16 protein-coding genes are annotated in these 22910 nt (G+C 53.4%); 6 read left to right on the top strand and 10 right to left on the bottom strand.

Annotated features, from left to right (window positions below; translation table 11 throughout):
• The first annotated feature begins 79 nt into the window (after positions 1-79).
• Positions 80-742 (top strand): carbonate dehydratase, encoded by a 663-nt coding sequence (can, locus tag FE839_RS17165; protein WP_138361990.1) that lies wholly within the window; start codon positions 80-82, stop codon positions 740-742.
• 61 nt (positions 743-803) lie between these two features.
• On the opposite strand, the gene hpt is transcribed toward can, so the two are convergent.
• A complete protein-coding gene (hpt, locus tag FE839_RS17160; RefSeq protein ID WP_138361989.1) occupies positions 804-1340 on the bottom strand; it encodes a hypoxanthine phosphoribosyltransferase in 537 nt (178 codons plus the stop codon).
• Positions 1341-1542: 202 nt separating this feature from the next.
• On the opposite strand from hpt, the gene FE839_RS17155 reads away from it, so the two are divergent.
• Positions 1543-3933, top strand: coding sequence for a glucose/quinate/shikimate family membrane-bound PQQ-dependent dehydrogenase (locus FE839_RS17155; RefSeq protein WP_138361988.1), 2391 nt, complete (start codon positions 1543-1545; stop codon positions 3931-3933).
• 94 nt (positions 3934-4027) lie between these two features.
• On the opposite strand, the gene cueO is transcribed toward FE839_RS17155, so the two are convergent.
• Positions 4028-5605: a multicopper oxidase CueO gene (cueO, locus tag FE839_RS17150; RefSeq protein WP_138361987.1), complete on the bottom strand. Its 1578-nt coding sequence runs from the start codon at positions 5603-5605 to the stop codon at positions 4028-4030.
• A 145-nt stretch (positions 5606-5750) separates the two neighbouring features.
• Between cueO and FE839_RS17145 the strand changes: the two genes are divergently transcribed.
• The 3 genes from FE839_RS17145 (at position 5751) to speD (ending at position 8442) form a co-directional block, all read left to right on the top strand.
• Positions 5751-6098, top strand: coding sequence for a YacC family pilotin-like protein (locus tag FE839_RS17145; RefSeq protein ID WP_138361986.1), 348 nt, complete (start codon positions 5751-5753; stop codon positions 6096-6098).
• 671 nt (positions 6099-6769) lie between these two features.
• Positions 6770-7633, top strand: a complete 864-nt coding sequence (speE, locus tag FE839_RS17140; RefSeq protein ID WP_138361985.1) for a polyamine aminopropyltransferase — start codon at positions 6770-6772, stop codon at positions 7631-7633.
• Between the two features lie 14 nt (positions 7634-7647).
• Positions 7648-8442 (top strand): adenosylmethionine decarboxylase, encoded by a 795-nt coding sequence (gene speD, locus FE839_RS17135; protein ID WP_138361984.1) that lies wholly within the window; start codon positions 7648-7650, stop codon positions 8440-8442.
• Between the two features lie 33 nt (positions 8443-8475).
• Here speD and yacL read toward each other — a convergent pair whose 3' ends face one another.
• The 6 genes from yacL to pdhR all read right to left on the bottom strand — a co-directional run bounded on the left by yacL (position 8476) and on the right by pdhR (position 19308).
• Entirely contained in the window at positions 8476-8838 is a 363-nt protein-coding gene (gene yacL / locus FE839_RS17130) for a protein YacL (RefSeq protein ID WP_138361983.1), read from the bottom strand.
• 176 nt (positions 8839-9014) lie between these two features.
• Entirely contained in the window at positions 9015-11612 is a 2598-nt protein-coding gene (acnB, locus tag FE839_RS17125) for a bifunctional aconitate hydratase 2/2-methylisocitrate dehydratase (RefSeq protein ID WP_138361982.1), read from the bottom strand.
• Positions 11613-11959: 347 nt separating this feature from the next.
• Positions 11960-13384: a dihydrolipoyl dehydrogenase gene (gene lpdA, locus FE839_RS17120; protein WP_138361981.1), complete on the bottom strand. Its 1425-nt coding sequence runs from the start codon at positions 13382-13384 to the stop codon at positions 11960-11962.
• A gap of 333 nt (positions 13385-13717) precedes the next feature.
• Positions 13718-15610 (bottom strand): pyruvate dehydrogenase complex dihydrolipoyllysine-residue acetyltransferase, encoded by a 1893-nt coding sequence (aceF, locus tag FE839_RS17110; RefSeq protein WP_138361979.1) that lies wholly within the window; start codon positions 15608-15610, stop codon positions 13718-13720.
• 14 nt (positions 15611-15624) lie between these two features.
• A complete protein-coding gene (aceE, locus tag FE839_RS17105) occupies positions 15625-18288 on the bottom strand; it encodes a pyruvate dehydrogenase (acetyl-transferring), homodimeric type (RefSeq protein ID WP_138361978.1) in 2664 nt (887 codons plus the stop codon).
• Between the two features lie 240 nt (positions 18289-18528).
• The gene (pdhR, locus tag FE839_RS17100) at positions 18529-19308 is read right to left on the bottom strand and encodes a pyruvate dehydrogenase complex transcriptional repressor PdhR (RefSeq protein WP_138362058.1); all 780 of its coding nucleotides are present in this window, start codon (positions 19306-19308) and stop codon (positions 18529-18531) included.
• 651 nt (positions 19309-19959) lie between these two features.
• On the opposite strand from pdhR, the gene aroP reads away from it, so the two are divergent.
• A complete protein-coding gene (gene aroP, locus FE839_RS17090; RefSeq protein ID WP_171034907.1) occupies positions 19960-21330 on the top strand; it encodes an aromatic amino acid transporter AroP in 1371 nt (456 codons plus the stop codon).
• Between the two features lie 76 nt (positions 21331-21406).
• Here the strand turns inward: aroP and ampE are convergent, their stop codons facing one another.
• Positions 21407-22261: a beta-lactamase regulator AmpE gene (ampE, locus tag FE839_RS17085; RefSeq protein WP_138361976.1), complete on the bottom strand. Its 855-nt coding sequence runs from the start codon at positions 22259-22261 to the stop codon at positions 21407-21409.
• Positions 22258-22821, bottom strand: a complete 564-nt coding sequence (gene ampD / locus FE839_RS17080) for a 1,6-anhydro-N-acetylmuramyl-L-alanine amidase AmpD (protein ID WP_138361975.1) — start codon at positions 22819-22821, stop codon at positions 22258-22260. Before ampD ends, ampE begins: the two co-directional genes overlap by 4 nt.
• Positions 22822-22910 lie beyond the last annotated feature (89 nt).

The following is a 22910-nucleotide window of genomic DNA, read 5'->3' as shown; positions in this document are numbered from 1 at the left end:
CGATGGGTTGTTTTAAAAACGGTAAGGTTAACCTATATTAGCGCAACGCACTTACTTGGTTACAGGCCCGTAAACATCCATGAACGATATAGATACACTCATCAGCAATAATGCACTATGGTCAAAAATGCTGGTGGAGGAAGACCCCGGTTTTTTTGAAAAACTGGCACATACGCAGAAACCGCGCTTTCTGTGGATTGGATGTTCTGATAGCCGCGTCCCCGCTGAACGTTTGACTGGCCTGGAACCTGGCGAACTGTTCGTCCACCGTAACGTCGCTAATCTGGTGATTCATACCGACCTGAACTGTCTTTCCGTTGTGCAATACGCCGTTGACGTACTGGAGGTTGAGCATATCATCATTTGCGGCCACTATGGCTGCGGCGGCGTACAGGCGGCAGTTGAAAATACCGAACTCGGTCTTATCGACAACTGGCTGCTACATATTCGCGATATCTGGTTTAAACACAGCTCATTGCTGGGCGACATGCCGGAAGAGCGTCGTCTGGACACCCTTTGCGAATTGAATGTGATGGAACAGGTCTACAACCTGGGGCATTCCACAATTATGCAGTCGGCATGGAAACGCGGACAAAAAGTGACTATCCACGGCTGGGCTTACGGTATCCACGATGGGATGTTACGCGATCTTGACGTGACCGCCGTCAGCCGTGAAACGCTGGAACAGCGCTATCGCCAGGGCATTTCCAACATTAAAAGCCGGCACGCCAGCCACAGGTAACTCACCCGCTTGCATCTATCCCGGATAAGCGGCAGCACGCTCCGGGATAGGGTGTAAAATCTTACTCGTCCAGCAGAATCACTTTGCCGATATACGGCAGATGGCGATAGCGCTGAGCATAATCAATGCCGTAGCCCACGACGAACTCATCAGGGATGGCAAAACCAACAAACTCCACCGGAACATCCACTTCACGACGGCTTGGCTTGTCCAGCAAAGTACAAATTGCCAGTGATTTTGGTTCGCGCAGGCTAAGAATTTCACGCACTTTTGACAGCGTGTTGCCAGAGTCGATGATATCTTCCACGATCAGCACATCTTTACCGCGGATATCTTCATCCAGGTCTTTGAGGATTTTTACATCACGGGTAGTAGACATACCGCTACCGTAGCTGGAAGCGGTCATGAAATCGACTTCATGTGGTACCTGAACTTCACGACACAGGTCGGCCATAAACATAAATGAACCGCGTAATAGCCCCACCAGCACCATTTCGCTACCGCTCTCTTTGTAACGTTCGTTGATTTGACGCCCCAGCTCAGCGATACGGGCTTTGATCTCGGTTTCCGGGATCATCACTTCTACAGTATGTTTCATAAACTAACCATTTGATTCTTAATATAAATCATCAAATCCGCTGCTATCGCAGCCGACATTGACCGGCAAGCCACGCAGTATACCAGTAAAAAGAAATTTACGGTGCAGGGATTAATAAAGCCAATTTTGTGATATCGGTCACACTTGTTAAATCCTATAATTAATTGCAGTTAAAAATTTACAAACAACCGAGTGTTTTTTTATGGCAGAAACAAAAAATCAACAATCACGGCGACTCGTGACGCTGACGGCACTTTTTGCAGCGTTCTGTGGCCTGTATCTTTTGATCGGCGGAGTGTGGCTGGTCGCGATTGGCGGCTCATGGTATTACCCTATCGCAGGCCTGGTGATGCTGGGTGTTACCGTTATGCTACTCCGCGGTAAGCGTTCTGCACTTTGGCTTTACGCCGCACTACTGCTGGCGACCATGATCTGGGGCGTATGGGAGGTTGGCTTCGATTTCTGGGCGCTGACGCCGCGCAGCGATATCCTGGTCTTCTTCGGCATCTGGCTTATTCTGCCCTTTGTCTGGCGTCGTCTGCCTGTTCCATCCAGCGGCGCGGTGGCCGGACTGGTTATCGCCCTGCTGATCAGCGGCGGCATCCTGACCTGGGCTGGCTTCAACGACCCGCAGGAGATCAATGGTACATTGAACGCTGATGCGACGCCCGCTGCAGCCATCTCCGATGTTGCCGATAGCGACTGGCCGGCATATGGCCGTAATCAGGAAGGCCAGCGTTACTCGCCGCTGAAACAGATCAATGCCGATAACGTGAAGAACCTGAAGGAAGCGTGGGTCTTCCGTACCGGGGATCTCAAACAACCTAACGATCCGGGTGAAATCACCAACGAAGTGACGCCGATCAAAGTCGGCGACACGCTCTACCTCTGTACCGCTCATCAGCGTCTGTTCGCCCTTGATGCGGCCACCGGGAAAGAGAAGTGGCATTTCGATCCGCAGCTCAATGCCAACCCGTCCTTCCAGCACGTTACCTGCCGTGGTGTCTCTTATCATGAGGCCAAAGCAGATAACACGCCTGCCGATGTGCTTGCAGACTGCCCGCGCCGTATCATTCTGCCGGTCAACGATGGTCGGCTGTTCGCCATCAACGCCGACAACGGAAAGCTGTGTGAATCCTTTGCTAATAAAGGCATTCTCAACCTGCAAACCAATATGCCGGTCACCACACCAGGCATGTATGAACCCACTTCACCGCCGATTATTACCGACAAAACCATTGTCATCGCCGGTGCTGTGACTGATAACTTCTCAACCCGCGAGCCGTCGGGCGTGATTCGCGGTTTTGACGTCAACACCGGTAAGCTGCTGTGGGCATTCGACCCGGGTGCCAAAGATCCAAACGCTATCCCGGCAGATGAACATCATTTCACCCTGAATTCGCCGAACTCCTGGGCACCAGCGGCCTATGATGCGAAGCTGGATCTGGTCTATTTGCCCATGGGCGTGACCACGCCGGATATCTGGGGCGGCAACCGGACGCCAGAACAGGAACGTTATGCCAGCTCCATCGTGGCGCTGAATGCCACCACCGGTAAGCTGGTGTGGAGTTATCAGACCGTTCACCACGATCTGTGGGATATGGATATGCCGTCGCAGCCAACGCTGGCCGATATCGACGTTAACGGCAAAACCGTTCCGGTGATCTACGCCCCGGCAAAAACCGGCAACATTTTTGTGCTGGATCGCCGCAACGGAGAACGGGTTGTCCCGGCGCCGGAAAAACCGGTTCCGCAGGGCGCGGCCAAAGGTGACTATGTTGCGAAAACTCAGCCGTTCTCCGACCTGAGCTTCCGCCCGAAGAAAGATCTGACCGGCGCAGATATGTGGGGCGCCACCCTGTTCGATCAGCTGGTGTGCCGCGTTATCTTCCATCGGTTACGCTATGACGGGATTTTTACGCCGCCATCTGAGCAAGGTACGCTGGTCTTCCCCGGCAACCTGGGTATGTTCGAATGGGGCGGAATCTCCGTCGATCCGAACCGTCAGGTCGCTATTGCTAACCCGATGGCGCTGCCGTTTGTGTCAAAACTGATCCCTCGCGGCCCCGGTAATCCAATGGAGCAGCCGAAAGACGCCAAAGGCTCCGGCACCGAATCCGGTATTCAGCCACAGTACGGCGTTCCTTATGGCGTGACGCTGAATCCGTTCCTGTCGCCGTTTGGCCTGCCGTGCAAACAGCCTGCCTGGGGCTATATCTCCGCACTGGATCTGAAAACTAACGAAGTGATCTGGAAAAAACGTATCGGTACGCCGCAGGATAGTCTGCCGTTCCCGATGCCGATTAAGCTACCGTTCACCCTGGGTATGCCGATGCTGGGCGGCCCCATTTCAACCGCCGGTAATGTGCTGTTTATTGGTGCGACAGCGGATAATTACCTGCGCGCATACAATATGAGCAACGGTGAGAAGTTATGGCAGGCCCGTCTGCCTGCTGGCGGCCAGGCAACCCCAATGACCTATGAAGTGAATGGCAGGCAGTATGTTGTCATTTCTGCCGGCGGTCACGGTTCGTTTGGCACGAAGATGGGCGACTACATCGTCGCTTACGCTTTACCTGACGACGAGCAGTAAACGCAAGGCCCGGAAAAAGGCCCGGAAATCGGGCCTTTTTTAATGGTTCACATCAGGCGCGTTCACCAGAACGACAGGCCCAGACGATAACATCCTACACCGTAAATCCCAGCATCATGCCGGTATCTTCATGCTCCAGCAGATGACAATGCGCCATATACGCGTGTTCTTTCGGCGCGTCGTGGTCAAATTTCACCAGCACTTCACTGACATCGCCCTCTACCCGCACGGTATCTTTCCAGCCGCTACGATGCGCAGCGGGCGCTTTGCCGTTTTCAGATAAGATACGGAACTGGGTACCGTGGATATGGAACGGGTGGAGCATCATGTCGCCAGTACCAGAAATCACCCAGCGCTCATACTGGCCTTTGGCCGCCGCAAACATGGGAACATTCATATCAAAGGCTTTACCATTGATGCGGTTAGCATTATGAAAATCAAAGCCTCCCTCACCGTGACTCATATGCCCCGTGCCCGCGTGGTTCATATTATTCATATTTCCCATCGCCCCGTGATCCATCATCATGTCCCGATCCATTCCGGACATCGCCTGGTCGCCATATTTTTGCATCAACGCCTGCATGCCCATCATATCAAGCATCGGATCCATAGAAAGCTGTAGCGTCCGCTGCGTTAACCCGTTTAAAGCGGGGAGCGCTGGCATAGCCGCCAGGCGATCAGGCAGTTTACCCGAAGCCTGAATCACCAACGGTTGAATGCGCAGTACCGGCTGCGGTTTATCAAACGGTGGGATCGCCATGCCCATCTGGCTCACCGGCAGCGTTATCAAATCAAAAGGTTTACCGTCAGAGGTATCCACCAGCACTTCGAAACGCTCCCCCATTAACAGCGGCAATTCGTCAACTTTCACCGGTTCAGCCAGCAAACCGCCATCGCTGGCGACGACATACATAGGCCGATTATCGCTGGTGGAGAAATTCAACGAACGCGCATTACAGCCATTAAGCAGACGCAAACGCAGCCAGCCGCGAGGCGCAGCATGTTCGGGATAAATCGCCCCATTAGTCAGCAGCGTATCGCCAAACCAGCCAACGGCGGCGCTCATCATATCGAGCTGATAATCAATCTCGCCCGATGAAGTGAATTTTTTGTCCTGTACAATCACCGGGACATCATCGATCCCCCACTGTTTTGGCAGCAGCAGCTTTTCGCTCTCTTCATCGGTAATCACTACCAGGCCTGCCAGCCCCATCGCCACCTGACGACCGGTTTTGCCATGCTTGTGAGGATGAAACCAGCAGGTAGCGGCCCGCTGGGTGGGGGTAAAGCTCACCGAACGGGAGGCACCTGCGGCAATCACGCCCTGCGGGCCGCCATCCACCTCCCCGGCAACCTCCAGACCATGCCAGTGCACGGTAGTCTCCTCTGGAAGGCGGTTATGGATATCGATCGTTACCGTTTCGCCTTGTTTAAGCTGCAGCGCTGGCCCCAGCAAACTGCCGTTATACCCCCAGGTGGTCGTAAGGTGAGAATTAAACTGCGTTTTGCCCGCCTGAATAGTTAAACCAATATGATTACGCGCGTCACCAGTCAACAGATCGGGTACCGGTAGCGCCGGACGACCGGCAGCCAAAACCGAGCGACTCCACAACGGCAATGCGCTGGTTACGCTAAGCGCAGCGGTTAATTTGAGAAACTCACGACGTTGCATTCTCACATCCTTTCATTCTGCTGATGAATGTTTAAGCTTAAACCTTCCCGTTGCTGGAAGGTCAAGCAGAAGAGTAAGAATAAAGCTCAGCGTACTATAAAGAAGTATGCTAACGTTATTTGTCCGTGATCCAATGGTAGAAAAAATGAAGACGCTTTTCAGAACAATAGTGCTTGGCAGCCTGCTTACTCTTTCCGCCAATAGCTATGCATTAAGCGAGTCCGAAGCGGAAGATATGGCTGATTTAACGGCAGTATTTGTCTTTCTGAAGAACGACTGCGGTTATCAAAATCTGCCTAACACGCAAATCCGCCGGGCGCTGATCTTCTTCGCTCAGCAGAATCAGTGGGATTTAAACAATTATGATAGCTTCAACATGAAAGCATTGGGCGAAGACAGCTACCGGGACCTCCGCGGAATAAAAATCCCCACCAGTAAAAAATGCAAAGCGCTGGCGCGTGATTCACTGAGCTTGCTGGCTTACGTAAAATAATTATCGCCAATAATTCCTGTGACAACGCAGCAGAGCAGGCGCGTATTGATCCTTGCCGACAGGCGCTATAAGCGCGGAAACATCCCCGACAAGCCGCCCGAAAATATCATCCGGCCGCAGCTCACAAAGTCTGAGCCATCCATCAACTACAGAAGCCACTTGATGCTAAATCACACAACAGTGATGACCTGTCGGTGGTTTTGGCGAAAACCCGATATTGTTTACTTACCGGAAGCTTAGATCCTATCCCACCAGGCGTTATTGGCGCAGACAGTTTGAACGCGGCCAGCGCGGAAGAACCGGAGCGTACACGTAGTACGTGAGGATTCTGAGCACTGCCCAGGTTCAAAATGACAAGCAAAATAGCCCTAACGGGATAGGCTCTTAATTCCATCTGAATTATTTCGGTGAGCATTTACTTTTATGACCTTCGGCCCCACGTAGCCACAAGACGTTACCCTCCTTAGAAAATCGGCCTGACCGCGAGGACGACAGCCAGAAGGCGGTTCGTGACAAGGCTATTCACCGGAATCCCCCGATCGACGGCTTAACTGTCCGGCATCAGAGTATCCCCTGCTGATTTATCCACCGTGCATCATCATCTATAGTTGGCTATGATGTTGCGCTCATTTTAATGGGGGTAACGGATGTTAACAAAGGAGGAACGACCTGTGGCTGACAACGAGCTGTGGCATGAAACATTGCACGACCATTTTGGTCAGTATTTCACTGTGGATAATGTGTTGTATCATGAAAAAACCGCGCATCAGGACTTAATCATTTTCGAAAACGCCGCCTTTGGCCGGGTGATGGCGCTGGACGGCGTGGTGCAAACGACTGAACGCGATGAGTTTATCTACCATGAAATGATGACTCATGTTCCTCTGATGGCCCACGGTCAGGCAAAACATGTATTGATCATCGGCGGCGGCGACGGCGCCATGCTACGCGAGGTCTCTCGTCATCGCAGTATAGAAACCATTACGATGGTTGAGATCGACGCGGGCGTCGTTTCTTTCTGTCGCCAGTACCTTCCTGCCCATAACGCCGGGGCGTATGACGATCCGCGTTTTACGCTGGTGATTGACGATGGCGTCAATTTTGTTAACCAGACAACGCAAACGTTCGACGTAATAATCTCCGACTGCACCGACCCGATCGGCCCCGGTGAGAGTTTGTTTACTTCCGCATTTTATGAAGGCTGTAAACGTTGCCTGAATCCTGGCGGGATTTTTGTCGCCCAGAATGGCGTCTGCTTCCTGCAGCAGGACGAAGCTATTGACAGCCACCGTAAGCTTAGCCACTACTTCCGCGATGTGAGTTTCTATCAGGCGGCGATTCCAACCTATTACGGCGGCATAATGACCTTCGCATGGGCCACGGATAACGAAGCCCTGCGCCACCTTTCCAGTGAAATTATCCAGGCGCGTTTCCATCAAACTGCGCTCAAATGCCGTTATTACAATCCGTCTATCCACACAGCGGCATTCGCGTTACCGCAATATTTGCAGGATGCGCTGTCCACCGTTAAGTAAGGGGGTGATCTAAATTGAAAAAATTGAAACTGCACGGCTTTAACAACCTGACAAAAAGCCTGAGTTTTTGTATTTACGATATCTGCTACGCAAAAACAGCAGAAGAACGCGATGGTTATATCGCCTATATTGATGAGCTCTATAATGCCAACCGCCTGACGGAAATTCTGTCAGAGACATGCGCCATTATCGGCGCAAATATCCTGAATATCGCTCGTCAGGATTATGAACCCCAGGGCGCCAGCGTCACTATCCTGGTTAGCGAAGAACCGGTCGACCCACAGTCTATCGACAAAACAGAGCACCCGGGCCCGCTACCCGAGGCCGTCGTCGCCCATCTGGATAAAAGCCATATTTGCGTGCATACCTACCCGGAAAGCCACCCTGAAGGCGGACTATGCACCTTTCGCGCCGACATCGAAGTTTCCACCTGCGGCGTGATTTCCCCGCTGAAGGCGCTGAATTACCTGATCCACCAGCTAGAGTCCGATATCGTCACCATTGATTATCGCGTGCGTGGGTTTACGCGTGATATCAACGGCATGAAGCACTTTATCGATCATGAAATTAACTCTATTCAGAACTTTATGTCTGAGGATATGAAGTCGCTGTACGACATGGTGGATGTGAATGTCTATCAGGAAAATATCTTCCATACCAAAATGCTGCTTAAGGAGTTCGATCTTAAGCACTACATGTTCCATACCAAACCGGAAGATTTAACTGAAGAAGAGCGCAAGGTCATTACCGACCTGCTGTGGAAAGAGATGCGCGAGATCTATTACGGCCGCAATATCCCTGCCGTGTAAACATAACGGGGGAGCACGGAGGCTCCGCCATATTTAACCTTGCTGGATGAAATGACGATACGCCACCACCACCTGCAGAAAGTCTTCCACGCCGCAGAGTGATAAGCTCTCTTCGTCGTAATAGCGCATCCCCTCTTCAATCTCATCGCCAGAAAAATCCAGCTGATTGGCGCGGATCATCACCTCCTCACCATCCATCCAGAGCGTATACTCATGCCCTGCCCGTTGCCAGGAACGCTCACTGCCCTTTAGCGCACGCGCCGCTTGTTCCACTTCATCAAGCAAGGCCAGGTTCTCTTTCACTTCTTCGTTAAACCAGTGCCCTACCACCTCGTGGCCCATGGACATACGCACTTTTACCACTCCGGTAATATCGCGCAGAAATTCGTAATCCATAATGTGTTCCTCTGCTCCCGGCAATGCGCCATTACCGCATTGCGTCTGTGCTGTAATTATCGCAGTACAACGGAAGAAAAAAAGCGGAACGGGCGGAAGGAATAGAAATAAAAATGCCCGGTGACGCAAGGTTCACCGGGCATTGATGCGTTTTTACGCAGAGCAGGTCGGAGCCGTTACACCGCGGTCTGGAAAATAACCCCGTCAGCTTTCTCAGTATACTGACCCAACTGGTCGAAGTTCAGATAACGGTAGGTATCTGTCGCCGTTTTATCCACCTGCGCAATATAAGTCTGGTACTCTTCCGGCGTCGGCAGTTTACCGATCAGCGCCGCGACCGCCGCCAGCTCTGCTGAGGCCAGATAGACGTTCGCCCCGGTCCCCAGACGGTTCGGGAAGTTACGGGTTGAGGTCGAAACCACCGTCGCTCCATCGGCGACGCGCGCCTGGTTACCCATACACAGGGAACAACCGGGGATTTCAATCCGCGCGCCGCTCTTACCAAAGACGCTGTAGTAGCCCTCTTCGGTCAACTGCGCCGCGTCCATACGGGTTGGCGGAGCCACCCACAGACGAGTCGGCAACTGGCCTTTATGACTATCCAGCAGCTTACCGGCGGCACGGAAGTGACCGATATTGGTCATGCAGGAACCAATAAACACTTCATCAATCTTCTCACCCTGCACATCAGAGAGCAGACGCGCGTCATCAGGATCGTTCGGCGCGCAGAGGATCGGTTCTTTGATATCGGCCAGATCGATATCGATCACTGCCGCATATTCGGCATCCGCATCGCCTTCCAGCAATTGCGGATCCGCCAGCCACTTTTCCATCCCCTGAACGCGACGTTCCAGAGTACGACGATCGCCGTAGCCTTCCGCGATCATCCACTTCAGCAGAACAATGTTGGAGTTCAGGTACTCGATGATCGGCTCTTTGTTCAGTTTGATGGTACAACCCGCGGCGGAACGCTCGGCAGAGGCATCGGTCAGCTCAAACGCCTGCTCGACTTTCAGATCCGGCAGCCCTTCGATCTCCAGAATGCGGCCGGAGAAGATGTTTTTCTTACCTTTCTTCTCAACGGTCAGCAGACCCTGTTTGATCGCGTACAGCGGGATCGCGTGTACCAGATCGCGCAGGGTAATACCCGGCTGCATTTTGCCTTTGAAGCGCACCAGCACCGACTCGGGCATATCCAGCGGCATAACGCCGGTCGCCGCCGCAAAGGCCACCAGGCCAGAACCCGCCGGGAAGGAGATGCCAATCGGGAAACGGGTATGGGAATCGCCGCCGGTACCCACGGTATCCGGCAGCAGCATCCGGTTCAGCCAGGAGTGGATGACGCCATCGCCCGGGCGCAGAGAGACACCGCCACGGTTCATGATGAAATCCGGCAGCGTGTGATGGGTGGTCACATCGACCGGTTTAGGATAGGCCGCGGTGTGGCAGAAAGACTGCATCACCAGGTCGGACGAGAAGCCCAGGCACGCCAGGTCTTTCAGTTCGTCACGGGTCATTGGGCCGGTGGTATCCTGAGAGCCTACGGAGGTCATTTTCGGTTCGCAGTAGGCGCCCGGACGGATACCGGCGACGCCGCAGGCGCGGCCAACCATTTTCTGCGCCAGCGAGTAGCCACGAGCGCTTTCCGCCACGTCTTTCGCCTGACGGAACACATCGCTGTGCGGCAGTCCCAGCGCTTCACGTGCTTTGGTGGTCAGGCCGCGACCGATGATCAGCGGAATACGACCACCCGCGCGTACTTCGTCGATCAGCACGTCGGTTTTCAGTTCAAAGCTCGCCAGCAGTTCACCGGTTTCGTGATGGCGGACTTCACCCTTATACGGGTAAACGTCAATCACATCCCCCATATTCAGGTTGCTTACGTCCACTTCAATGGGCAGCGCGCCCGCATCTTCCATGGTGTTAAAGAAGATCGGCGCAATTTTTCCGCCGAGCACCAGTCCGCCGCCGCGCTTGTTCGGCACGTTCGGAATGTCATCTCCCATAAACCACAGCACAGAGTTGGTGGCGGATTTACGCGAAGAGCCGGTGCCAACAACGTCGCCCACGTAGGCTAATGGGTAGCCTTTTTGCTGTAACGCTTCGATCTGTTTGATCGGCCCCACCACGCCGGGCTGATCCGGGTCGATACCTTCACGGGCATTTTTCAGCATTGCCAGAGCATGCAGCGGGATATCCGGGCGCGACCAGGCATCCGGCGCTGGCGAGAGGTCATCGGTGTTGGTTTCGCCGGTGACTTTAAAAACGGTAACGGTAATTTTGTCGGCCAGTGGAGGACGGCTCAGGAACCACTCCGCGTCAGCCCAGGATTGCATTACCTGTCTGGCATATTCATTGCCCGCTTTGGCTTTCTCTTCAACATCATAGAAGTTATCGAACATCAACAGAGTATGGGACAACGCCTTAGCGGCAATCGGCGCCAGCTTCGCGTCTTCCAGCGCATCAATCAGGGGATGAATGTTGTAACCACCCTGCATGGTGCCCAGCAATTCGATGGCTTTTTCCGGGGTAAGCAGTGGGGAAGTCGCTTCGCCTTTGGCAATCGCGGCAAGGAATCCGGCTTTAACATAGGCGGCTTCATCGACGCCCGGCGGTACACGGTTAATTAACAGGTCTAACAGGAATTCTTCTTCACCCGCAGGCGGGTTTTTCAGCAGTTCTACCAGCGCGGCCATTTGGGTTGCATCTAAGGGTTTGGCAACAATCCCCTCGGCGGCACGCTCAGCTACGTGCTTACGGTATTCTTCTAGCACGACGGTTCTCCTCGCTCTCATTGTAAAATGCGGCAGGCGATTCTCTTCACGCTCCTGTGAGACAGCAGTTTGTAGGGTAAATGCCCGATACCGCATCGGCAGCATAGCAGGATTTTCGCGGGGTGTTAATCTGTTTACAAAAAAGCAACATTAAAAATTAGCTGAATCGTTAAGGACAGGATATTGCAGGTTTTCTGGTCAGTGAGCGGAATATTTGTCCTATGCGATCAGGAGTGTTTGGCAGACAGTGACAGGCATGTCGTATTATTTACACCGAGACGTTCTCAGCATCGGGAATTAAAAAAGCGGCTCACCGAGCCGCCTGTTCATTTTGCCAGAACGAAAGCTTATTTCTTCTTCGCTTTCGGGTTCGGCAGGTCGGTGATGCTGCCTTCGAACACTTCGGCTGCCAGGCCAACGGACTCGTGCAGAGTCGGGTGAGCGTGGATAGTCAGCGCGATGTCTTCAGCATCACAGCCCATCTCGATCGCCAGACCGATTTCGCCCAGCAGCTCGCCGCCGTTGGTGCCGACAATCGCACCACCGATAACACGGTGAGATTCTTTGTCGAAAATCAGCTTGGTCATACCGTCTGCGCAGTCAGAAGCGATAGCACGGCCAGATGCAGCCCACGGGAAGGTGGCGGTCTCAAAGCTGATGCCTTTCTCTTTCGCTTCTTTCTCCGTCAGACCTACCCATGCAACTTCTGGCTCAGTGTAAGCGATGGACGGAATAACTTTCGGATCGAAGTAGTGTTTCTTACCAGCGATAACTTCAGCGGCAACGTGACCTTCGTGAACACCCTTGTGCGCCAGCATCGGCTGACCGACGATATCGCCGATAGCAAAGATGTGCGGTACGTTAGTGCGCAGCTGTTTGTCTACGCGGATGAAGCCACGGTCGTCAACTTCTACGCCAGCCTTGCCAGCATCGAGGTTTTTACCGTTCGGCACACGGCCGATAGCCACCAGCACCGCATCGTAACGCTGTGCTTCTGCTGGTGCTTTTTTGCCTTCCATAGAAACGTAAATACCGTCTTCTTTCGCTTCAACGGCAGTCACTTTGGTTTCCAGCATCAGGTTGAATTTCTTGCCGATGCGTTTAGTGAAGACCTTAACGATGTCTTTGTCTGCCGCCGGGATAACCTGGTCGAACATTTCAACCACGTCGATCTCTGAACCCAGCGCATGGTACACCGTACCCATTTCCAGACCGATGATACCACCGCCCATAACCAGCAGACGTTTCGGTACGGATTTCAGTTCCAGTGCGTCGGTGGAGTCCCAGACGCGCGGATCTTCATGGGGAATGAACGGCAACTGGATCGGGCGGGAACCGGCTGCGATAATCGCGTTGTCGAAGTTGATCACGGTTTTGCCGTTCTCGCCTTCCACTTCCAGGGTGTTGGCCCCGGTGAATTTACCCAGACCGTTTACCACTTTCACTTTACGGCCTTTCGCCATACCAGCCAGACCGCCGGTCAGTTGAGTGATGACTTTTTCTTTCCAGGTGCGGATCTTATCAATATCGGTATTCGGTTCGCCGAAAACGATGCCGTGTTCAGCCAGCGCTTTCGCTTCTTCAATAACTTTCGCAACGTGCAGCAGTGCTTTAGAAGGGATACAGCCGACGTTCAGGCAAACACCGCCAAGGGTGTTGTAACGTTCTACGATAACGGTTTCCAGACCTAAATCAGCGCAACGAAAGGCAGCAGAATAGCCTGCGGGGCCTGCCCCAAGTACCACGACCTGAGTTTTGATTTCAGTACTCATCATGACCTCTGTAATTTGTATCCGGCGGGTCTGACGCTATTGTTATACACTTCATCCTTCAAGCCGCCTCTGCGTTGGCTGCGCTCGCTCACCCCGGTCACGTACCGCTTGTACGCTCCAGGGATTCACTCCCTTGCCGCCTTGAAGCAACTCGAATTTTTTTGTGTAAATTACGCCCATATCCACCGGGACGTTCTATCCGCCTGCATTTTACAAAATTGTTAACAATTTTGAAACAACAAACGAAAAACGATTTTGTCCTTTATTGCCGATAACCTCAAAACACAGAAGAGATTACCAGAAAAAAGCCGGCCGTCAGGCCGGCTTTTTCGCTTACATCACCAGGCGGCGAATATCGCTCAGCATGTTATTGATGATAGTAATAAAGCGCGCGCCATCGGCACCGTCAATCACGCGGTGGTCGAAGGAGAGAGAGATCGGCATCATCAGACGCGGAACAAACTCTTTGCCATTCCACACCGGCTCCATCGCGGATTTAGACACGCCCAGGATGGCCACTTCCGGCGCGTTAACAATCGGCGCAAAGTGAGTGGTACCCAGGCCGCCGATGCTGGAAATAGTGAAGCAACCGCCCTGCATTTCGCCAGCAGTCAGCTTACCATCACGCGCTTTTTTGGAGATAGTCGTCAGTTCGCGAGACAGCTCGGTAACGCTCTTCTTATTCACGTCTTTAAAGACCGGAACAACCAGACCATTCGGCGTATCAACCGCGACACCAATGTTGATGTATTTCTTCAGCGTCAGGCGCTGACCGTCTTCAGACAGAGAGCTGTTAAAGCGCGGCATCTGCTCAAGCGCAGCGGCAACGGCTTTCATGATGAAGACAACCGGCGTGAATTTCACGTCCAGTTTGCGCTTCTCAGCTTCGGCATTCTGCTGCTTACGGAACGCTTCCAGATCGGTGATATCCGTTTTGTCGAAGTGCGTAACGTGCGGGATCATCACCCAGTTACGGCTCAAATTGGCGCCGGAGATTTTCTGGATGCGGCCCAGTTCAACTTCTTCCACTTCACCAAACTTGCTGAAGTCCACTTTCGGCCACGGCAGCATACCCGGCAGACCACCACCCGCAGCAGCCGGAGCCGCTTCAGCGCGCTTGATAGCGTCTTTCACGTAAGCCTGAACGTCTTCGCGCAGGATACGACCTTTACGGCCAGTGCCCTTCACTTTCGCCAGGTTAACGCCGAACTCGCGCGCCAGGCGGCGAATCAGCGGGGTCGCGTGAACGTAAGCGTCGTTTTCAGCAAACTCAGATTTGCCTTCCGCTTTTGCCGCAGGCGCGGCGGCCGGTTTAGCGGCCTGAGCAGGTGCAGCGGCAGGTGCCGGAGCAGCAGCAGCCGGCGCTGCGGCAGGGGCGGCGCCTTCCACTTCGAAGACCATAATCAGCGAGCCGGTAGAGACTTTGTCGCCAACGTTAACTTTCAGCTCTTTCACCACGCCCGCAAACGGCGCAGGGACTTCCATAGAGGCTTTGTCGCCTTCTACGGTGATCAGCGACTGTTCAGCTTCCACTTTATCGCCGACTTTAACCATCACTTCGGTGACTTCAACTTCGTCGCCGCCGATGTCCGGTACGTTAACGTCTTTCGCGCCAGCCGCTGCTGCCGGAGCCGCCGCTGGTGCCGCCGCCTGAGCGGGCGCAGCAGCAGGCGCAGCGCCCGCTACTTCGAAGACCATGATCAGAGAGCCGGTAGACACTTTATCGCCAGCGTTGACTTTGATCTCTTTAACCGTACCCGCGAACGGCGCCGGCACTTCCATAGAGGCCTTGTCGCCTTCTACGGTGATCAGCGACTGCTCAGCCGCAACGGTGTCGCCCACTTTCACCAGGATCTCGGTGACTTCAACTTCGTCGCCGCCGATATCCGGTACGTGTACGTCTTTCGCTGCCGCAGCCGCAGCCGCAGGCGCGGCTGCCGGAGCGGCTTCTTTCTTCTCTTCTGCCGGAGCTGGCGCAGCGTCAGCTGCACCGTCGGCGGAATCGAAAATCATGATAAGTGCGCCCGTCTCAGTTTTGTCGCCAACAGAGACTTTAATCTCTTTAACGACGCCCGCCTGCGGCGATGGAACTTCCATAGAGGCCTTGTCGCCTTCTACGGTGATCAGCGACTGTTCAGCTTCAACTTTGTCGCCCACTTTGACCAGGATCTCGGTGATTTCAACTTCATCAGCCCCGATGTCCGGTACGTTGATTTCGATAGACATTATTCTTTTACCTCTTACGCCAGACGCGGGTTAACTTTATCTGCATCGATGTTGAATTTGGTGATGGCTTCCGCTACCACTTTCTTATCGATTTCGCCACGTTTAGCCAGCTCGCCCAGAGCCGCAACAACCACATAAGATGCATCCACTTCGAAGTGGTGACGCAGGTTTTCACGGCTGTCAGAGCGGCCGAAACCGTCAGTACCCAGTACGCGGTAATCATCCGCCGGTACATAAGTACGCACCTGCTCGGCGAACAGTTTCATATAGTCAGTCGATGCCACTGCTGGCGCGTCGTTCATTACCTGAGCAATGTACGGAACGCGTGGCGTTTCCAGCGGGTGCAGCATGTTCCAGCGCTCACAATCCTGGCCATTACGCGCCAGTTCAGTAAAGGAGGTGACGCTGTAAACGTCAGAACCTACGCCGTAGTCTTTCGCCAGGATCTCTGCGGCTTCACGAACGTGACGCAGAATAGAACCGGAGCCCAGCAGCTGAACTTTACCTTTGCTGCCTTCGAGGGTTTCGAGTTTGTAGATACCTTTACGGATACCTTCCTCAGCACCTTCCGGCATGGCTGGCATGTGGTAGTTTTCGTTCAGCGTGGTGATGTAGTAGTAAACGTTCTCTTGTTTCTCACCGTACATACGCTCCAGACCATCGTGCATGATGACCGCAACTTCGTACGCGTAAGACGGATCGTAAGAGATACAGTTCGGGATAGTCAGAGACTGAATGTGGCTGTGGCCATCTTCGTGCTGCAGACCTTCGCCGTTCAGCGTCGTACGACCGGAAGTACCACCGATCAGGAAGCCGCGCGCCTGCTGGTCGCCCGCCTGCCAGCACAGGTCGCCAATACGCTGGAACCCGAACATGGAGTAGTAGATGTAGAACGGGATCATCGGCAGGTTGTTGGTGCTGTAAGAGGTCGCAGCAGCCAGCCAGGATGCGCCAGCGCCCAGTTCGTTGATACCTTCCTGCAGAATCTGGCCTTTCTCGTCTTCTTTGTAATACGCAACCTGTTCACGGTCCTGCGGGGTGTACTGCTGGCCGTTCGGGCTGTAGATACCAATCTGACGGAACAGACCTTCCATACCAAAGGTACGCGCTTCATCGGCGATGATCGGCACCAGACGGTCTTTGATGGATTTGTTCTTCAGCATCACGTTCAGGGCACGAACGAAGGCGATAGTGGTAGAGATCTCTTTACTCTGCTCTTCCAGCAGCGGGCCGAAATCTTCCAGGGTCGGCAGCTCCAGCTTCTCAGAGAAGTGAGTCTGACGGCTCGGCAGGTAGCCGTGCAGTTTCTGACGCTGCGCGTGCAGGTAGGTGTGCTCTTCGGAACCTTCCGGGAAGGTCACGTACGGCAGTTTTTCGATATCGGCATCGGATACCGGCACGTTGAAACGATCGCGGACGTAGCGTACGCCGTCCATGTTCATTTTCTTAACCTGGTGGGCGATGTTTTTACCTTCAGCGGTGTCGCCCATGCCGTAACCTTTAATGGTATGGGCGAGAATGACGGTTGCTTTTCCTTTGGTTTCCTGCGCTTTTTTCAGTGCAGCGTAAACTTTCTTCGGATCGTGGCCGCCACGGTTCAGCGCCCAGATCTGTTCGTCAGTCCAGTCAGCCACCAGGGCGGCGGTTTCCGGATATTTACCGAAGAAGTGCTCACGCACGTAGGCGCCATCTTTGGATTTGAAGGTCTGATAATCGCCGTCAACGGTTTCTTCCATCAACTGGATCAGTTTACCGCTGGTGTCTTTACGCAGCAGTTCATCCCAGCGACCACCCCAGATAACCTTGATAACGTTCCAGCCAGCACCGCCAAAGATGCCTTCCAGCTCGTTAATGATTTTGCCATTACCGGTAACCGGGCCGTCAAGGCGCTGCAGGTTACAGTTGATAACGAAGACCAGGTTGTCCAGCTTTTCACGGGTGGCAATGGTGATCGCCCCTTTGGATTCCGGCTCGTCCATCTCGCCGTCGCCGAGGAAAGCGTAAACGGTCTGTTTTGACGTGTCTTTCAGACCGCGGTGTTCCAGATATTTCAGGAACTTAGCCTGGTAGATCGCACCGATTGGGCCCAGACCCATGGAAACGGTCGGGAACTGCCAGAATTCCGGCATCAGTTTCGGGTGCGGGTAAGAGGAGAGGCCTTTACCGTGGACTTCCTGACGGAAGTTGTTCATCTGCTCTTCAGTCAGACGACCTTCCAGGAAGGCGCGCGCATATACGCCCGGAGAGATGTGGCCCTGGAAGTAAACCAGATCGCCGCCATCCTGCTCGTTGCGGGCGCGGAAGAAGTGGTTAAAGCACACTTCATAGAAGGTTGCAGAAGACTGGAAGGAAGCCATATGGCCGCCCAGTTCAAGATCTTTTTTCGATGCGCGCAGAACGGTCATAATGGCGTTCCAGCGGATCGCAGAACGGATACGACGTTCCAGATCCAGATTACCCGGATATTCGGGTTCATCTTCAACGGCAATAGTGTTCACGTAACCGCCAGTCGATGTGCCAGCAGCCACTTTCACCCCGCCTTTGCGGGCTTCAGAAAGGAGTTGGTCAATCAGATACTGAGCACGCTCAACACCTTCTTCACGGATGACCGATTCGATCGCCTGTAGCCAGTCGCGAGTTTCGATCGGATCCACGTCATTTGGTAAACGTTCTGACATGGGGGTATTCCTTATCTATCTAATCGTTGATTAATCTGGAACCTGTCCCATTGCGCTCTTTGTTCTTCATCTTGCTTTCCGGTGATATCCGGCCTGGCAATACCGCCTCCCCTGACACATAGTTCACTATGTTTTGGGGGTCAGTCACTTGCCGTCGTGATACATCGAAAAGTATTTTGAACAACTAAAAGTGCAATAAGACAGGTTCTGCGTTTAGTTGCCGCGCTCTAAAAGTGGCGCTTAAGAACCGGAGTTCTCATCCTTTCTTTGCTGTAAACGACGCAATGAGCGTTCACGACGGCTCTGCTCACGGCTACGATCCAGCAAGATTTCCTCAATAAACGCCAGGTGACGGTGCGAAGCTTCACGCGCCTGCTCCGGCTGCCCGGCGATGATCGCCTCGAAAATTCGAGTACGATGATTGCTGACCTGCGGGAGCATCTCCCGACGGGCATACAACAATTCAAAATTCTGGCGAACGTTCTGGGCCAGCATGGGCTCCATACAGCGTAGTAGATGGAGCAACACCACATTGTGCGCCGCTTCAGTCACGGCAATTTGATACTGGAGAACCGCGTCGGATTCGGCGTCCAAATCGCCGGACTGTTGCGCAAGCTCGATGGCATGATGAAGTTCACGAATGCGGGTTTTGTCTTCATCCGTGCTACGTAACGCCGCGTAATAAGCGGCGATGCCTTCCAGCGCGTGGCGGGTTTCCAGCAGATCAAATTGGGATTCAGGGTGGTCGGACAGTAGCTCAACCAGCGGATCGCTGAAGCTCTGCCATAAGCGGCTCTGTACAAACGTTCCGCCGCCCTGGCGACGAAGCAACAATCCCTTGGCTTCGAGGCGTTGAATCGCCTCACGCAGCGAGGGACGGGAAACGTCGAACTGCTTTGCCAGTTCACGTTCGGGCGGAAGCTTTTCTCCGGGGCGCAACGTCCCCTCAAGGATTAAAAACTCCAGTTGCTGCTCTATCACATCGGATAATTTTGGTTGGCGGATCTTGCTGTAGGCCATATTCCCTGTCTCTGCCATTAGCCCGGAGTCAATTGGTCTTACCAATTTATAATTCGTATCGCTAAAGTAACAAAGTATTCACCTTCTGTCCATACAGGTTTTGATTGAAATCATTAATGCAGGCATGTTTTAACAACCTTACAGAAATAACATTTCAAAAATGTAACTATGCACAAATGTTGCGTTTACCAGCAAAACAGGGGAATTAACTTAATCGAAACGAAAAACTACGCTATCTGAACCGATTCAAACCCTCACTTAATGAATATAAATTCATTAAATGTGAATAGCTAAATGAGTGACAACAAATGTTAAATTGCGGGGCATCATTTACAAATGGTTTCTTTTTGTTCGCTTCGCCTTCATCCCTTCACAAAGCAGGTGCATTCCCCGGCACTTACCACTATTCTCGATGATACGAAAGGCTTTTACATGAATTACTACCAGGCCTTAAGTAAAGAAATGAGTACAAAAACGGAATTCCATAATTACACAAACACAACAATATGTGCGTTACATCACTCTGGGCGAAACGGACCGCAGACTGACTGACTCGTCGCTGACGATGCGCCCGCCAGCGACGAAAAGAAAAGAGGTCACCTGAAGGATGACGCGTACAAACATAATAACCATAACCACACACGAGGTTTCATGATGGAAGGTCAACAGCATGGCGATCGGCTAAAGCGCGGCCTTAAAAACCGCCATATTCAGCTTATTGCGCTAGGAGGGGCTATCGGTACCGGCCTGTTCCTGGGTAGCGCATCCGTCATCCAAAATGCAGGTCCCGGTATTATTCTGGGCTATGCGATTGCCGGTTTTATCGCCTTTCTTATCATGCGTCAACTGGGCGAAATGGTCGTAGAAGAGCCGGTAGCAGGTTCATTTAGTCACTTCGCTTACAAATACTGGGGCGGCTTTGCGGGCTTCGCATCCGGCTGGAACTACTGGGTGCTTTATGTCCTGGTGGCGATGGCCGAGCTGACTGCCGTCGGGAAATACGTTCAGTTCTGGTGGCCGGAGATCCCAACCTGGGTATCTGCTGCCGTTTTCTTTATTGTCATCAACGCCATCAACCTGACCAACGTCAAAGTGTTTGGCGAGCTGGAATTCTGGTTCGCGATCATTAAAGTTGTCGCCGTTGTGGCGATGATCCTGTTCGGCGGCTGGCTGCTGTTCAGCGGCAATGGCGGCCCGCAGGCCACCGTGCGCAACTTGTGGGAGCAAGGTGGATTTCTGCCGCACGGATTCTCCGGGCTGGTGATGATGATGGCGATTATTATGTTCTCGTTTGGCGGCCTGGAGCTGGTGGGTATCACCGCAGCAGAAGCTGACAACCCGGAACAAAGCATTCCCAGAGCCACCAACCAGGTTATCTACCGCATCCTGATTTTCTATGTGGGATCACTGGCGGTGTTGCTCTCCCTGCTGCCGTGGAGCCGCGTGACCGCAGATACCAGCCCGTTCGTCCTGATCTTCCATGAGTTGGGCGATAACCTGGTGGCCAATGCCCTGAATATCGTGGTATTAACCGCCGCGCTTTCCGTTTACAACAGCTGCGTTTACTGCAATAGCCGTATGCTGTTTGGCCTCGCCCAACAGGGTAACGCGCCAAAAGCGCTGATGAGCGTTGATAAACGCGGTGTGCCGGTCAACACTATCCTCGTCTCCGCAGTGATCACCGCGCTGTGCGTACTGATTAACTACTTTGCCCCGGAATCAGCGTTTGGTCTGCTGATGGCGCTGGTGGTTTCTGCCCTGGTAATCAACTGGGCAATGATTAGCCTGGCGCACATCAAATTCCGTCGCGCCAAACAGCAGCAGGGCGTAGTGACTCGCTTTCCCGCGCTGTTTTATCCGCTAGGAAACTGGATTTGCCTGCTGTTTATGGTGGGTGTACTGGTTATCATGCTGATGACTCCAGGCATGGCCATTTCCGTCTACCTGATCCCGGTATGGATTGCCGTTCTCGGCGTCGGCTATCTGTTTAAACAGAAAACCGCAAGTGCGATAAAGGCATAACATACCAAGACTCTGTGCCCGCCTGTACGGTGGGCGGGCGCAGAGCATTTGATGTGTTCGAAAGACGGAAAACGGATTAAATCAGCGTCCCGTAAATCGTCAGCAGCGCCATAATCACCACTACCACCAGCGATGTTTTTTTCGCCATTGAGACCGCCGCTTTCGGCGTAGCCACATTATCCACGTGCGGCTCACGCGCCAGAGAATACTGCGCCAGGCGTGTCAGCACCTGATACTGAGAAGCGTGCAAATCGCCCAGCGACGCAAACCAGGCCGGTAAGGCTTTTTCTCCATGTCCCACCAGAGCATAGACCACGCCGACCAGACGTACCGGAACCCAGTCGACCACGTGCAGGATAGCGTCAATCCCCGCCTGTAAACGATGGCGCGGCGTCTGGTAACGTGCGAGCCATGTCTGCCAGGCTCGCAGTGTACAGTAGGCAATAAGCGTTAACGGCCCCCATGCGCCACCGACAACAAACCAAAACAGCGGAGCAAGATAGTAGCGATAGTTAATCCACAACAACGCATTTTGCAGTTCGCTCAGATACTCACGCTGATCGCACCCTGGCGGCACGCCATGAATCAGGGTCAGTTCGCTGGCCATAGCATCGCAGGCACGGCTGTCACCACGGGAGGCGGCTTTCAGGTAAGCATGATAGTGCAAACGGACCTTACCCGCGCCGATACACAACAGGCCAAGCAGGATCCAAAACACCAGCAGCGGAACATTAAACAACTGCCCTTGCAACAGACGCTGAATAATAAAAACGACCACCACCGCTGCGACCACCATCGATACAGTGCTCAAGAGGGAATAATGCTTCACACGGCGAAATAACACTTCCAGCCGGTGATCGAGCTGCCAGTGTTCGCCCAGCTTAAACAAACGCTCAGCAATCAGGACTAGCAGCGTAGTAAACAACGTCATAGCCTCTCCTTATCGGACATCGGGGTCAACAGACCGCGAAACCTTGCCCAGTCAAAGGCCGGGCCGGGATCCGTTTTACGTACTGGCGCAATATCGCTATGGCCAGTGATATTGTCAGCAATCGCTGGATAGCGCGCAACCAGCGACCGGGTAACAGCCGCCAGTTGCTGATACTGCGCATCGGTATAGGCCAGTGTATCGGTCCCTTCCAGCTCAATACCTATCGAAAAGTCATTGCAACGCTCACGCCCGTGGTAGCAGGAAACGCCTGCGTGCCACGCGCGCTTATCGAAAGGCACATACTGCACGATTTCGCCGTCGCGACGAATCAGACAATGCGCCGAAACACGCAGATGCGCTATCTCAGCAAAGAAAGGGTGTGCATCAGGATCAAGCTTGCCGGTGAACAGCGCATCAATCCATGGACCACCAAATTCACCTGGCGGCAGGCTAATATTATGCACCACCAACAAAGAAGGAATTTCATTATCCGGGCGGTTATCGTGATGGGGTGAAGGAACCCGACGCACATCCACCAGCCATCCCCCGTTCAACTGCATGTTGAGTCTCCTTTTACTAACTTATGCACCTGCAGCATTGTGGCCAAAGCATACCTGCCGCCATACGCACTCTCATTCATCCCTCTGGA

Source organism: Klebsiella indica, assembly GCF_005860775.1.
Taxonomy (GTDB): Bacteria; Pseudomonadota; Gammaproteobacteria; order Enterobacterales; family Enterobacteriaceae; genus Klebsiella; species Klebsiella indica.
This window is presented reverse-complemented; position numbering and strand designations above follow the sequence as displayed.

Excerpts from the sequence above, each read along its gene's own strand:
- FE839_RS17145 (WP_138361986.1), top strand. The coding sequence starts at position 5,751 with ATGAAGACGCTTTTCAGAACAATAGTGCTTGGCAGCCTGCTTACTCTT.
- pdhR (WP_138362058.1), bottom strand. The coding sequence starts at position 19,308 with ATGGCCTACAGCAAGATCCGCCAACCAAAATTATCCGATGTGATAGAG.
- can (WP_138361990.1), top strand. The coding sequence starts at position 80 with ATGAACGATATAGATACACTCATCAGCAATAATGCACTATGGTCAAAA.
- aceE (WP_138361978.1), bottom strand. The coding sequence starts at position 18,288 with ATGTCAGAACGTTTACCAAATGACGTGGATCCGATCGAAACTCGCGAC.
- aroP (WP_171034907.1), top strand. The coding sequence starts at position 19,960 with ATGATGGAAGGTCAACAGCATGGCGATCGGCTAAAGCGCGGCCTTAAA.
- hpt (WP_138361989.1), bottom strand. The coding sequence starts at position 1,340 with ATGAAACATACTGTAGAAGTGATGATCCCGGAAACCGAGATCAAAGCC.
- yacL (WP_138361983.1), bottom strand. The coding sequence starts at position 8,838 with ATGGATTACGAATTTCTGCGCGATATTACCGGAGTGGTAAAAGTGCGT.
- cueO (WP_138361987.1), bottom strand. The coding sequence starts at position 5,605 with ATGCAACGTCGTGAGTTTCTCAAATTAACCGCTGCGCTTAGCGTAACC.
- aceF (WP_138361979.1), bottom strand. The coding sequence starts at position 15,610 with ATGTCTATCGAAATCAACGTACCGGACATCGGGGCTGATGAAGTTGAA.
- lpdA (WP_138361981.1), bottom strand. The coding sequence starts at position 13,384 with ATGAGTACTGAAATCAAAACTCAGGTCGTGGTACTTGGGGCAGGCCCC.
- ampD (WP_138361975.1), bottom strand. The coding sequence starts at position 22,821 with ATGCAGTTGAACGGGGGATGGCTGGTGGATGTGCGTCGGGTTCCTTCA.
- FE839_RS17155 (WP_138361988.1), top strand. The coding sequence starts at position 1,543 with ATGGCAGAAACAAAAAATCAACAATCACGGCGACTCGTGACGCTGACG.
- ampE (WP_138361976.1), bottom strand. The coding sequence starts at position 22,261 with ATGACGTTGTTTACTACGCTGCTAGTCCTGATTGCTGAGCGTTTGTTT.